At 68.7% G+C, this 13024-nt stretch carries 9 protein-coding genes; 6 read left to right on the top strand and 3 right to left on the bottom strand.

From position 1 onward, the window contains the following. Window positions 1–343: 343 nt before the first annotated feature. Together ABZ855_RS47425 and ABZ855_RS47420 are read left to right on the top strand one after the other, a co-directional pair. On the top strand, window positions 344–1003 hold the full coding sequence (locus tag ABZ855_RS47425; RefSeq protein ID WP_360820031.1) for a response regulator transcription factor: 660 nt from the start codon (window positions 344–346) through the stop codon (window positions 1001–1003). Between the two features lie 134 nt (window positions 1004–1137). Beyond that, the gene (locus ABZ855_RS47420; protein WP_360820028.1) at window positions 1138–2427 is read left to right on the top strand and encodes a ribonuclease D; all 1290 of its coding nucleotides are present in this window, start codon (window positions 1138–1140) and stop codon (window positions 2425–2427) included. Window positions 2428–2499: 72 nt separating this feature from the next. Here ABZ855_RS47420 and ABZ855_RS47415 read toward each other — a convergent pair whose 3' ends face one another. The 3 genes from ABZ855_RS47415 to ABZ855_RS47405 are packed head-to-tail and all read right to left on the bottom strand — an operon-like array spanning window position 2500 to window position 5611. Further along, the gene (locus tag ABZ855_RS47415; RefSeq protein WP_360820025.1) at window positions 2500–3330 is read right to left on the bottom strand and encodes a carbohydrate ABC transporter permease; all 831 of its coding nucleotides are present in this window, start codon (window positions 3328–3330) and stop codon (window positions 2500–2502) included. Beyond that, window positions 3327–4277: a sugar ABC transporter permease gene (locus tag ABZ855_RS47410; protein WP_360820022.1), complete on the bottom strand. Its 951-nt coding sequence runs from the start codon at window positions 4275–4277 to the stop codon at window positions 3327–3329. The genes ABZ855_RS47415 and ABZ855_RS47410 overlap by 4 nt, the downstream gene beginning before the upstream one ends. A gap of 20 nt (window positions 4278–4297) precedes the next feature. Continuing rightward, window positions 4298–5611: an ABC transporter substrate-binding protein gene (locus tag ABZ855_RS47405; RefSeq protein WP_360820019.1), complete on the bottom strand. Its 1314-nt coding sequence runs from the start codon at window positions 5609–5611 to the stop codon at window positions 4298–4300. A 158-nt stretch (window positions 5612–5769) separates the two neighbouring features. Here ABZ855_RS47405 and ABZ855_RS47400 point away from each other — a divergent pair, with 158 nt between their 5' ends. The 4 genes from ABZ855_RS47400 to ABZ855_RS47385 all read left to right on the top strand — a co-directional run bounded on the left by ABZ855_RS47400 (window position 5770) and on the right by ABZ855_RS47385 (window position 12813). After that, the gene (locus tag ABZ855_RS47400; protein ID WP_360820016.1) at window positions 5770–8193 is read left to right on the top strand and encodes a glycoside hydrolase family 2 protein; all 2424 of its coding nucleotides are present in this window, start codon (window positions 5770–5772) and stop codon (window positions 8191–8193) included. Continuing rightward, on the top strand, window positions 8193–9230 hold the full coding sequence (locus ABZ855_RS47395; protein WP_360820013.1) for a LacI family DNA-binding transcriptional regulator: 1038 nt from the start codon (window positions 8193–8195) through the stop codon (window positions 9228–9230). Before ABZ855_RS47400 ends, ABZ855_RS47395 begins: the two co-directional genes overlap by 1 nt. A gap of 233 nt (window positions 9231–9463) precedes the next feature. Then, a complete protein-coding gene (locus ABZ855_RS47390; RefSeq protein WP_360820010.1) occupies window positions 9464–10690 on the top strand; it encodes an acetyl-CoA C-acyltransferase in 1227 nt (408 codons plus the stop codon). Next, window positions 10687–12813 carry a 3-hydroxyacyl-CoA dehydrogenase NAD-binding domain-containing protein gene (locus tag ABZ855_RS47385; protein WP_360820007.1) on the top strand — a complete coding sequence of 709 codons (2127 nt, stop codon included), beginning with the start codon at window positions 10687–10689 and terminating at the stop codon, window positions 12811–12813. The genes ABZ855_RS47390 and ABZ855_RS47385 overlap by 4 nt, the downstream gene beginning before the upstream one ends. The last annotated feature ends 211 nt before the right edge of the window (window positions 12814–13024 follow it).

The raw sequence follows: 13024 nt of genomic DNA, 5'->3' as shown, positions 1-13024 counted from the left end.
GCCGCCCCGGGGGCGGCCCCCCCCCCCCGGTCCCCGCCGGGGGGGGGCCCCGCCCCCCGGCGCCCACCGCCGGCCCCCCGCCGGGGCGCCCCGGGGGGGGCCCCCCCAAGGCCGTTCGCCGTTTTCATGCCTCGCCACGCGTTCCTTTAGTAGCTCTTTGTCGATACGGCCACTTTCGGCCGCGTATCGACGCAGACCGAAACCGTTCGATCTTCGGATGATCGATCGCGTGTCCGAATTGCACGGATTGTTACTCACCAGATCGTGATCTTTCTCTAAAGGAGCACAGGTTTGATGCCGAAGACCTCTGTGACCTTGAAAGCACCGCACTCCAGGAGGCCTGGTGTCCGTTCTTCTTGAGCAGCCCGCAAGCCTGGTCGCCTACCGCCCGAACAAGCCGACCGCCATGGTGGTCGTGGCCGACCCCCGCGTCCGCTCCACCGTCACCCGCCATCTGTGGGCGCTCGGTGTGCGCGATGTGATCGAGGCCTCGTCCATCGCGGAGGCTCGTCCCCGCATCGGCAACCCCCGCGACATCTGCGTCGCCGACGTCCACCTGCCCGACGGCAGCGGGCTCACCCTGCTGTCCGAGACCCGTGCCGCGGGCTGGCCCAACGGCCTGGCCCTGTCCGCCGCCGACGACATCGGAGCCGTGCGCAACGCCCTCGCGGGCGGAGTGAAGGGTTACGTCGTCACCGGCACCCGCAACAACGTCGGCCTCCCCGGCCGGCCCGGCTCCACCCCCATCGGTGCCGGCGCCCGTATGCACCGCCGCCCCCCGGGTGCCCCGAGCCACCCGGGCGGCTACCGCGAACTGTCCGGCCGCGAGGTCGAGGTCCTGCGACTGGTCGCCGAGGGCCAGTCGAACAAGGCGATCGGCGTCTCGATGGGCCTGTCCGCACTGACCGTCAAGAGCCACCTCGCCCGTATCGCCCGCAAGCTCGGCACGGGCGACCGCGCCGGGATGGTCGCGGTGGCCCTGCGGACCGGGATCATCCACTGATCACTGATCACCGACCGAGATGACCGACATAATTCACTGACACGTGTGACACGTGACCGGTTTACGACCCCAAGGCGCCCGTCGACGGAACGTTCCGTCGGCGGGCGCCGTCCATACACAGATACCCTTGACAGGTGACCGAAGCCCAAGAGACCGCAGCAGACAGCTCACTGCGAACCACCGGAGGCGCCCCTCCGGACGACAACGGATCTTCTGAGGCTCCGGCGCCGATCCCCCTCCTCGAACCCCGTGACGGAATTCCGCCTGTCGTCACCGACGACAACGCGCTCGCCGAGGTGATCGCGGCCTTCGCCGCCGGTACCGGCCCGGTCGCCGTCGACGCCGAACGCGCGTCCGGTTACCGCTATGGCCAGCGCGCCTATCTGGTGCAGCTGCGTCGCGAGGGCGCCGGTACCGCGCTCATCGACCCCGTCGCCTGCCCCGACCTCTCGGGCCTCGGCGAGGCGCTCGACGGCGTGGAGTGGGTCCTGCACGCCGCCACCCAGGATCTGCCCTGTCTCCGCGAGATAGGCATGATCCCCACCCACCTGTTCGACACCGAACTCGCCGGACGGCTGGCCGGATTCCCCCGGGTCGGCCTGGGCGCGATGGTCGAGGGCGTGCTCGGTTTCGTACTCGAGAAGGGCCACTCCGCGGTCGACTGGTCGACCCGGCCCCTGCCCGAACCCTGGCTGCGGTACGCGGCGCTTGACGTCGAACTCCTGGTCGACCTGCGGGACGCGCTGGAGAAGGAGCTGGACCGGCAGGGCAAGCTGGAGTGGGCCCGCGAGGAGTTCGACGCGATCGCCTCGGCGCCGCCGCCGGAGCCCCGCAAGGACCCCTGGCGTCGTACGTCCGGCATGCACAAGGTGCGCCGGCGCCGGCAGCTCGCCGTCGTACGGGAGCTGTGGGAGACCCGGGACCGGATCGCGCAGCGCCGGGACGTGTCGCCGGGCAAGGTGCTGTCGGACGCGGCCATCGTCGAGGCCGCGCTCGCCGTACCGGCCAATGTGCACGCGCTGGCCGCGCTGACCGGGTTCGGGCATCGGATGGGGCGACGGCAACTGGAGCAGTGGCAGGCGGCGGTGGACCGCGTCAAGGTGCTCACCGACTCCCAGTTGCCCCAGCCGGGGCAGCCCGTGGTCGGGCCGCCGCCGCCACGGGCCTGGGCCGACAAGGATCCGGTGGCGGCGGCCCGGTTGTCCGCCGCGCGGGCCGGGGTCTCGGCGCTGGCCGAGCGGTTGAACATGCCTCAGGAGAACCTGATCACTCCGGACACGGTGCGGAGGGTTTGCTGGGAGCCGCCTGGCGTCGTCGACGCGGAGTCCGTGGGTGCGGCTCTTTCGGGATACGGGGCTCGGGCCTGGCAAGTGGAGCAGGTCACCCCGGTTCTGGTGGAGGCGCTTTCCGCCGAGGCGCCGTAGGGGTTCTGCTGTTCGGCGGGCGCGAGCCCGTCGTGGCTTGTCGCGCAGTTCCCCGCGCCCCTGAAAACAGGCTCACCTGGTCGCTCCTTTCATGAAGCCGTTGTAGATGAAGCGCTGCAGCGACAGGAAAGCGATCAGCGTCGGCAGGATGACCAGGACCGCGCCCGCCGAGATCGTCTCCCAGTGGGCGGCGAACGGGCCCTTGAAGCGGAAAAGGGACGTCGAAATCACGCCAAGATCTTCGGACGGCATGTAGAGGAAGGGAATGTAGAAGTCGTTGTAGACGGTGATCCCCTTCACGATCACCACCGTGGCGATCGCCGGCTTGAGCAGCGGGAAGATGATCTTCCGGTAGATCGTGACGGCGTTGGCCCCGTCGAGGCGTGCCGACTCGTCCAGGGAGACCGGGATCGAGCGGACGAACTGCAGGAAGATGTAGATCGACACGATGTCCGTGCCCATGTAGAGCGCGATGGGCGCCCACAGGGTGTCGAACATCCCGAAGCTGTTGACGATCTGGAACGTGGCCACCTGCGTGGTGACGCCGGGTACCAGGGTCGCCACCAGGAACAGCGCGATCACCAGCTTCCGGAAGCGGAAGGTGAAGCGGTCGATCGCGTACGCCGTCATCGAGCCGATGAGTACGGTTCCCGCGACGGCGAACAGCAGGATGAAGGCCGTGTTGGCGAACGCGGACAGCATCTCGCCGTCCTGGAACGCCGTCACATAGTTGTGGAAGTTCAGGAGGTCGCCCGGCAGCGAGAGCGCTCCGCTGTCGTCCGCCATCTCCTTCTCGGACTTGAGCGAGGTCAGGACGATCACGCCCAGCGGCAGCAGCACGACCACCGCCGCGAGGACCAGGGACAGGTACACGAACGTACGGGCAACCGCGCGGCGCGTCATACGAGATCCACCCTGTCGTCCGGAACGAGCCGCCGCTGCACCCAGGTCACGGCGAGCACGATCAGCAGGAGTACGACGGCCGCCGCCGAGGCGAGCCCCGTCTTGTTGAACTGGAACGCCAGCTTTACCGTCTGGATGACGAAGGTCTCGGTGCCGGTCGCCCCGCCGGTCATGATGTACGGGATCTCGAAGACCGAGAGGGAGCCCGAGATCGAGAGGATCACGCTCAGGCTCAGCACCGGCTTGATGCCCGGCGCGATGATGTACCGGAACTGGTGCCAGCGGTTCGCACCGTCGAGTTCGGCGGCCTCGTACAACTCCCCCGGGATGGACTGGATCGCACCCAGGAACAGTACGAAGTTCAGGCCCATGTAGCGCCAGACCGAGACCCCGGCGAGCGAGATGTTCGCCGACGTCGGCGTGCCCAGCCAGGCGTGGTCCGTGTGGACGCCGAACACACCGAGCACCGAGTCGAGGGTGCCGCCGTCCTGGAAGAAGTAGAGGAACACGAAGCCGATCGCGACCCCGTTGATCAGGTACGGGAAGAACAGCACGCCCTTGAAGAAGTTCCGGAAACGGACGTTGAAGCTCAGGATCGTCGCGAAGTAGAGCGCGGCGACGATCTGCAGCGCGGAGGCGGCCAGGTAGTAGCCGCTGACGAAGAACACCTCGAACAGCTCGGGGCGGGTGAGGAGTTCGGTGTAGTTCTCGGCGCCCGTGTAGTGCAGTTCGGGGCTGACGCCGTCCCAGTCGGTGAAGCTGTACGCGATCATGTTGACGATCGGCGCGTAGGTGAAGGTCAGCAGCAGCGCGAGCGGGGCGATCAGGAACAGCCAGGGGGTCACGCCCCGCCACAGGCGTGCCCTGGGCGGGGGTGGTCCGGGTCGGGCGCCGGTGACGGGACCGGGCGGCGGTTCCTTCCGGCGCACCGCCCTTCGTCCCGCCATGCCGGCATCGGTGGTGTCCGTCACTGTGTCCCCACGGACTTCTGGGCCTCGGTCCAGCGCTTGCCGAGGTCTCCGAGGAAGTCGTCGAGGCTGCCCTTGCGGGCGCCGCGGGCCAGGTCGACGAGATCCTGGCGGTAGTCGGGGGCGTAGAGGCCGACCTCCGACTCGGTGTCGATGAGCTTGACCTGGGCGCCCGCGGTGTCGTCGACCTCGATGAACTTCACGCCGGCGTCGTCGTACGGCTGGAGCACGGCGGGCAGCGGAGCGTCCTTGAGCGGGGAGATGGCCAGGTTGTCCTCGCCGTAACCGGACTTGTCGGTGAACCAGTCGATCCAGGCGCGGGCCGCTTCCTTGTGCTTGCTGTGGACGTTGACGGCCTGGTTGTAGTCGGGGCCGACAACCGCGCAGAACTTTCCGTCCACCTGCGCCGGGAAGGGCATGAACCCGATGTCGGCGGGGTCCACGCCGGCCTTCTTGGCCGCGTCCTGGAACTGGATGATCGCCCAGGTGCCGAGCCACTGAGTGGCGATCTCGCCCTTCGCCAACCGGGGCTTGGAAGCCTCCCAGTTGGTGGTCGTGGGGTCCTTCTCGGCGAGCTTCTCGTGCACGATGTCGTACAGCAGGGTGTCGCCCACGCGCAGGTCGGCGCCCTTGGCCCAGGGGTCGCTCTTGACCAGTTTGGTCGTCGCCCCGGTGTCGCAGCCGACCGAGCCGTTGACATACGTCCAGGACGTGAGCGGCCACTGGGCGGCGAAGTTGGTGTAGTACGGGTCCGCGTCCGTCTTCGACTTGATCGCCTTCAGGGCGGTGATGAACTCGGCGGGCGTGGTGGGCCAGTCGGTGATCCCGGCCTCCCGCCAGATCCTCTTGTTGTAGACGAATCCGGGGGTCACCCCGATCGGGCTCTGGCCGTAGACCTTGCCGTCGACGGTGGTGAAGCCGGTGAAGCGGTACTTCTTGGCGCGCTCCGCCTCGGTACCCAGCGAGGCGAAGAACTTCGGGTAGTCGCTCTTCTTGATCACCGCGGGGATCAGCAGGACATCGCCGTAGTTCTCCGTGTTCATACGGATCTTGACTTCGGCCTCGTAGTTGGTGAGCCCCTCGAACTCGACCTCGACCTTCGGGTAGATCTTCCGGAAGTCGTCGGCGTACTTCTTCAGCGTGCCGTCCTGCACGAGGTCGGTCCGTACGGTGAGGACCTTGATGGTCCCGGTCACCTTTGACGGGTCGTCAGGTGCTTTGGCGTCGGCGCCCTTCGATGTTCCTCCGGTTCCGGTGCATGCGGAGAGCAGCAACCCGGCGGTGAGGAGTGCGGGAATCGTGCGGCGGTTCATGTGCATCAGCTCCGTTCGGGACGGACGAGCACTACAGGGATGGCTGATTCGGCACTCTGACACCACTTACTGAACCGGTAAAGTCCCTATTTCGCCAAGGGTGCCACCGGTTTTCCCGCGCTTCACCGACGCGGGAATGGAACGGTTTAGGAGTGCGCATGCTGGAGGCCACACCACTCACCGAGGGCTGGACCGTGCGGTACGAGGGGGGCGAACTGCCCGCCACCGTCCCGGGGTGCGTGCACACCGACCTGCTGGCGGCCGGAGTGATCCCGGACCCCTTCATCGGCCGGAACGAGACGGACGTCGCATGGGTGGGGCGCCGGGAGTGGACGTACGAGACACAGCTCGCGGCCCCCTCGGTCCAGGAGCAGACCGATCTCGTCTTCGACGGGCTCGACACCGCCGCCGAGATCTGGCTCGACGGCCAACTCCTCGGCCGGGTAAGGAACATGCACCGCTCGTACCGGTTCGACGTGACCGGAATGACAGGGCGGCTGTCCGTCCGGTTCGCCTCCGCGTACGCCGAGGCGGAGGCCGTGCGGGAGCGGCTGGGCGAGCGGCCCGGCGCCTATGCCGAGCCCTATCAGTACATCCGGAAGATGGCCTGCTCCTTCGGCTGGGACTGGGGGCCGACCCTCGTCACCGCCGGTATCTGGCGCCCGGTGCGCCTGGAGCACTGGTCGACGGCTCGGATCGCCCGGGTGCGCCCCGAGGTGACGGTCGACGAACACGGCCTGGGGCAGGTCGAGTTGTCGGTCGAGGTCGAGCGCACCAGAGTCGAGGCCGGGCTCACCCTGGAGGCACGGGTGAGGGGTCGCGGCCTTCCGGGCGACGGTGAGGTACTGGCGCGGGGTGCGGTCGACGGAACCAGCGGTGTCGTTCGGCTCGAAGTGCCCGACGTGGAGCTGTGGTGGCCGCAGGGATACGGTCAACAGCCCTTGTACGAGGTCGAGTTGACGCTTCGTCATGACGAAGTCGAGCTGGACGGCTGGCGGCGGCGCATCGGGTTCCGGACCGTCGGGCTCGACACCTCCGCCGACGCCCACGGGACCGGGTTCACCCTGGTCGTCAACGGGGAGCGGCTGTTCGCGCGGGGGGTCAACTGGATCCCGGACGACGTGTTCCCGTCCCGGATCACACCGGAGCGGTACCGGAGGCGGCTGACGCAGGCGGCCGACGCCGGTGTGGATCTCGTACGCGTGTGGGGCGGCGGGATCTACGAGAGCGAGGACTTCTACGACGTCTGCGACGAGTTGGGGCTGCTGGTCTGGCAGGACTTCCCGTTCGCGTGCGCCGCCTATCCCGAGGAGCAGCCGCTGCGAGGCGAGGTCGAGGCGGAGGCCCGGGAGAACGTCGTACGGCTGATGCCGCATCCCTCGCTGGTGCTGTGGAACGGGAACAACGAGAACCTGTGGGGCTTCAGGGACTGGGGCTGGGAGCGGGCGCTCGCCGGGGAGTCGTGGGGCGAGGGGTACTACCTGGGCGTACTGCCGCGTGTGGTGGCCGAGTTGGATCCGACACGGCCCTACACGGCGGGCAGTCCCTGGTCCGGGTCCTGGGAGCGGCATCCGAACGATCCGGCGCACGGCACGCACCACTCGTGGGAGGTGTGGAACCGGGAGGACTACGCCGACTACCGGCTCGAAGTCCCGCGTTTCGTGGCCGAGTTCGGCTGGCAGGCGCCGCCCGCGTACGCCACGCTGCGGCGCGCGCTGCCGGGTGAGCGGCTCGCCTCCGACTCCCCCGGGATGCTGCACCACCAGAAGGCCGACGACGGGAACGGGAAGCTGGAGCGCGGGCTCGCCCGGCATTTCCCCCTGCCGGAGGGGGACTTCGACCGCTGGCACTACCTCACCCAGGTCAACCAGGCCCGTGCCGTCGCCGCCGGGATCGAGCACTGGCGGGCGAACTGGCCGGTGTGCGCGGGGACCATCGTGTGGCAGCTCAACGACTGCTGGCCGGTGACGTCCTGGGCGGCGATCGACGGGGACGGGCGCGAGAAGCCGCTCTACCACGAGCTGCGGCGGCTGTACGCGGACCGACTGCTCAGCCTCCAAGTCCGGGGCGAGGGCGTGGTGTTGGCCGTCGTCAATCAGGCTGCGGAGCGGTGGTCGGGGACGGTGGAGCTGCGGCGGGTGTCCGTGGACGGCGGTGTGGTCGGCGCGTCGGTGCGGGTCGGGTTCGCGGCGGAGCGACGGGCGGTCACCGAGGTGCGGGTGCCGGGTGAGCTCGTGCCGGTGGGGGCCAAGGAGTTCCTGGTCGCGGACGCCACGGCGTACGGAAAGCGCCCGGACCACGAGGTGCTGCGGGCGCTGCACTTCCCGGTGCCGGACCGTGAAATCCCGTACCCCCGGCCCGAGTTCGACGTGAGGGTGGCTCCGGGGACGGTCAGCGTCACGGCTCGTACCCTCGTACGGGATCTGCTGCTCCAGGCGGACCGGCTGGAGCCGGGAGCGCGGGCCGATCGTGGGCTGGTGACGCTGTTGCCCGGAGAACAGGTGACCATCGGGGTGCGTGGCTGGAAGACTCCGGATGCCGAGACCGCCCGATCGGCCCTGTACTGCGTGGAGCCCGACTGATGACGGCATTGCCGACCCCCCGCGTCACCATCAAGGACGTCGCCGCGCGCGCCGGTGTGTCCAAGGGTGCCGTGTCCCTCGCCTTCAACCACAAACCGGGGCTCGCCGAGGCGACCCGGGACCGGATCTTCGCCGCCGCCCGTGAGCTGGGCTGGGAGCCGAACCTCACGGCGCGGTCGCTTGCCGGGTCCCGGGTGGACGTGGTGGGGCTGGCGATCTGCCGGCCGGCCCGGCTGCTCGGGCTCGAGCCGTTCTACATGGACTTCATCTCGGGCGTGGAGAGCGTCCTGACCGAGCATTCGTGCTCGCTGCTGCTCAGACTCGTACGGTCCCTGGAGGAGGAGGTCGGGCTGCAGGAGTCCTGGTGGAAGGGGCGGCTGATCGGCGGGGCGATCCTGGTGGATCTGCGGGCCGACGATCCCCGGGTGCCGGCCGTCGAACGGCTCGGGATGCCCGCCGTCGCGGTCGGGCATCCGTCGCTCACCGGCGGGCTCACCTCCGTGTGGACCGACGACGCGACGGCCGTGACGGAGGCGGTGCGGTATCTCGCGGCGCTCGGGCATCGGCGGATCGCCCGGGTGGGGGGCGCGGCGGCACTCGGGCACACGAACATCCGTACGGCGGCCTTCGACGCGGCCGCGCGGGAACTCGGGCTGGCCGGGGCGTCGCAGGTGGCGACCGACTACTCCGGTGACGCGGGAGCACGGGCGACGAGGTCGCTGCTGTCCGCCTCGGCGGCGGACCGGCCCACGGCGATTCTGTACGACAACGACATCATGGCCGTGGCGAGTCTGTCCGTGGCCGCGGAGATGGGGCTCGGGGTGCCGGGCGATGTGTCGTTGCTGGCCTGGGACGACTCGCAGCTGTGCAGGTTGACTCGGCCTACGTTGTCCGCGATGAGTCACGATGTGCATGGGTTTGGGGCGGATGTTGCTCGGACGTTGTTTGGCGTGATCGGTGGGGGTGGGGGTGGGTCTCATCCTGTAGCTACGCCCGTGTTGACGCCCCGGGGGTCCACTGCTCCGCCCAGGGGGTAGGGGCTTTCTCCTGTGATGCGACTGCGGGTGCGTTGTGGCTGGTCGCGCAGTTCCCCGCGCCCCTTAGGCCTGCCCCTGTAACCGGGGGTAACATGCTGAACCCGTGTGACCTTCGCCGCTCTCTTGCCCAGGGGTGTGCAGTAGGGTTACTCGTAAGTAGCATGGGGCTGAGCGCCCGCTCAGCGGTTGCGTATCGCAGCAGTGCCGTCCCGCACCTCTGGAGGAGAGCCATCGTGCCTCGTACCGTCAGGGACGTCGTCTTCGTCGACGGCGTCCGCACCCCGTTCGGCAAGGCGGGCCCGAAGGGCATCTACCACGAGACCCGCGCCGACGACCTCGTCGTCAAGGCGATCCGGGAGCTGCTGCGCCGCAACCCGAGTCTCGACCCGAAGAAGATCGACGAGGTCGCCATCGCCGCGACCACGCAGATCGGCGATCAGGGCCTGACCCTCGGCCGTACGGCCGGAATCCTCGCCGGTCTGCCGCAGTCCGTCCCGGGCTACTCCATCGACCGCATGTGCGCGGGCGCGCTGACCGCCGTCACCACCACCGCCGGTTCGATCGCCTTCGGCGCCTACGACGCCGTCATCGCCGGTGGCGTCGAGCACATGGGCCGTCACCCCATGGGCGAGGGCGTCGACCCGAACCCGCGGTTCGTGAGCGAGAAGCTCGTCGACGAGTCGGCCCTGTTCATGGGCATGACCGCCGAGAACCTGCACGACCGTTACCCGCACATCACCAAGCAGCGCACCGACGAGTACGCCGTGCGCTCGCAGGAGAAGGCCGCCAAGGCGTACTCCAACGGCAAGATCCAGCAGGACCTGGTGCCGATCTCGGTGCGCAACACCAACGACCAGGTTGGCGAGACCGGTTGGGGTCTGGTGACCGCCGACGAGCCGATGCGGCCGGGGACCACGCTGGAGAACCTGGCGAACCTCAAGACGCCGTTCCGGGTGCACGGGCGGGTCACCGCCGGTAACGCGGCCGGTCTGAACGACGGTGCCACCGCGTCGATCATCGCCTCCGAGGACTTCGCCCGCGAGAACAACCTGCCCGTCAAGATGCGCCTCGTCTCGTACGCCTTCGTCGGCGTCGAGCCCGAGGTCATGGGCTACGGGCCGATCCCGGCCACCGAGAAGGCCCTCGCCAAGGCGGGCCTCGGCATCGGTGACATCGGTCTGTTCGAGATCAACGAGGCCTTCGCCATCCAGGTTCTCGCCTTCCTCGACCACTACGGCATCGCCGACGACGACGCGCGCGTGAACCAGTACGGCGGTGCCATCGCCTTCGGTCACCCGCTCGCCTCCTCGGGTGTGCGTCTGATGACGCAGCTTGCCCGTCAGTTCGAGGAGCAGCCGGAGGTCCGTTACGGCCTCACCACCATGTGCGTCGGCTTCGGCATGGGCGCGACCGTCATCTGGGAGAACCCGCACCACAAGGACGCCGGAGGCGACAAGTGAGCACCACCGAACTCCTCAAGGGCGCGGCCGAGCTGTTCCCCGACGAGGTCGTGACGTCCGCACACGTACGCCACCTCGACCTGCCGTTCGGCGCCGGGCGTTTCGCTCTGATCACCCTCGACAACGGCTTCGACCACACCAAGCCGACCACCTTCGGCCCGGCCTCGCTGGCGAACCTGAGCATCGCCATCGACCAGGTCGAGAAGGAGGCGTCGGCCGGCGAGATCGTCGGTGTCGGCATCACCGGCAAGCCGTTCATCTTCGCGGTCGGCGCGGACCTCAAGGGCGTAGAGCTCCTGAAGAACCATTCCGACGCGCTCGCCATCGGCAAGGGCGGCCACGAGGTCTTCAAGCGGCTCGCCGGGCTCGCGGTCCCGACCTTCGGTTACTACAACGGTGCCGCCATGGGCGGTGGCGTCGAGGTCGGTCTGCACTGCGAGTACCGGACCGTGTCGAAGTCCATCGCGGCCTTCTCCCTCCCCGAGGTCTTTCTCGGCCTCGTACCGGGCTGGGGCGGCTGCACGATCCTGCCGAACCTGATCGGCGCGGACCGTGCGGTGAGCGTGATCATCGAGAACTCGCTCAACCAGAACAAGCAGCTCAAGGGGCAGCAGGTCCTCGACCTGGGCATCGCGGACGCGCTGTTCGAGGGCGCGGACTTCCTGGAGCAGTCGCTGATCTGGACGGCGTCCGTCATCAAGGGCGACATCAAGGTGGAGCGTCCGGCCGTCGACCGCGGTGAGGCCTGGGACCAGGCCGTCGCCCGGGGCCGGTTCATCGCGGACAGCAAGGTGCACGGCGCGGCTCCGGCCGCGTACCGCGCCCTCGACATCATCGCCGCGGCCAAGAACGGCGACCTCCAGCAGGGGTACGACGCCGAGGACGTGGCGCTCGCCGACCTGATCATGGGCGGCGAACTCCGGTCCGGGATCTACGCGTTCAACCTGGTCCAGAAGCGCGGCAAGCGGCCGGCGGGTGCGCCCGACAAGTCGCTGGCCCGTCCGGTCACCAAGGTGGGCGTGGTCGGTGCCGGTCTGATGGCCTCGCAGCTCGCGCTGCTCTTCCTGCGCCGCCTCGAGGTGCCGGTCGTGCTGACCGACATCGACCAGGAGCGCGTCGACAAGGGTGTGGGCTACGTCCACGCCGAGATCGACAAGCTGCTCGGCAAGGGCCGTATCAACCAGGACAAGGCCAACCGCCTCAAGGCCCTGGTCACCGGTGTGCTGGACAAGGCGGAGGGCTTCTCCGACGCCGACTTCATCATCGAGGCCGTCTTCGAGGAGATCGGCGTCAAGCAGCAGGTGTTCGCGGAGGTCGAGGCGGTCGCCCCGGCGCACGCGATCCTCGCCACCAACACCTCCTCGCTGTCGGTCACCGAGATGGCGTCGAAGCTGAAGAACCCCGAGCGGGTCGTGGGCTTCCACTTCTTCAACCCGGTCGCGATCCTGCCGCTCCTGGAGATCGTGCGCGGCGAGAAGACGGACGACGCCTCGCTCGCCACGGCGTTCGGTGTCGCCAAGAAGCTGAAGAAGACGGCGGTGCTCGTGAAGGACGCCCCGGCGTTCGTCGTGAACCGTATCCTTACCCGCTTCATGGGCGAGATCCAGAACGTGATCGACGAGGGTACGTCGGTCGAGGTCGCGGAGAAGGCGGTGGAGCCGCTGGGGCTGCCGATGTCTCCGCTGGTGCTGCTCGAGCTGGTCGGCCCTGCTATCGGGCTGCACGTCTCGGAGACGCTCAACCGGGCGTTCCCGGACCGCTTCACCGTCTCGCCGAACCTTGCCGCGGTCGTCAAGGCGGGCAAGCGGGGGTTCTATGTGTACGACAGCGGGAAGCCCGAGTTGGACCCCGAGGTCGCCGCGCTGCTGAAGCAGGGGGATGTCTCCCTGAGCGAGGAGCAGGTGCGGGACCGGGTGCTCGACGCGGTCGCGCAGGAGATCGGGCTCATGCTCGAGGAGGGTGTCGTGGCTGAGGCGCAGGACATCGACCTGTGCCTGATCACGGGGGCGGGGTGGCCGTTCCACCTGGGTGGGGTCACGCCTTACCTGGACCGTGAAGGTGTCTCCGAGCGGGTGAACGGGAAGCGGTTCCTTGAGGCTGGGGTGGCTTCTGTTCCGGTGTGACGGGTGAGTTGATCGTGCTGGGTGCCCTGCGTGCCGCGTTCGCGGTGTGCGGGGCACTTGGTTTTCTCGCCCCCGCCGCCCCTACCCGTCCCATCCTCGGGGGCGCTGCCCCCGAACCCCCGCTCCTCAAACGCCGGAGGGGCTGGATAGTCAGCCCGTCCGGCGTTTGAGGACGAGGCCGTTCAGGCCGAAGCGGGGGTCTGGGGGCGGC

Source organism: Streptomyces sp. NPDC047042, from assembly GCF_040644035.1.
In the GTDB taxonomy this organism is placed as follows: domain Bacteria; phylum Actinomycetota; class Actinomycetes; order Streptomycetales; family Streptomycetaceae; genus Streptomyces.
Note: the sequence above shows the minus strand (reverse complement) of the source record. Positions and strands in the feature narration are given on the sequence as shown.

Bases quoted from the DNA above. Each gene is read 5' to 3' on its own strand.
- ABZ855_RS47415 (WP_360820025.1), bottom strand. From the start codon at position 3,330: ATGACGCGCCGCGCGGTTGCCCGTACGTTCGTGTACCTGTCCCTGGTC.
- ABZ855_RS47410 (WP_360820022.1), bottom strand. From the start codon at position 4,277: ATGGCGGGACGAAGGGCGGTGCGCCGGAAGGAACCGCCGCCCGGTCCC.
- ABZ855_RS47405 (WP_360820019.1), bottom strand. From the start codon at position 5,611: ATGAACCGCCGCACGATTCCCGCACTCCTCACCGCCGGGTTGCTGCTC.
- ABZ855_RS47400 (WP_360820016.1), top strand. From the start codon at position 5,770: ATGCTGGAGGCCACACCACTCACCGAGGGCTGGACCGTGCGGTACGAG.
- ABZ855_RS47395 (WP_360820013.1), top strand. From the start codon at position 8,193: ATGACGGCATTGCCGACCCCCCGCGTCACCATCAAGGACGTCGCCGCG.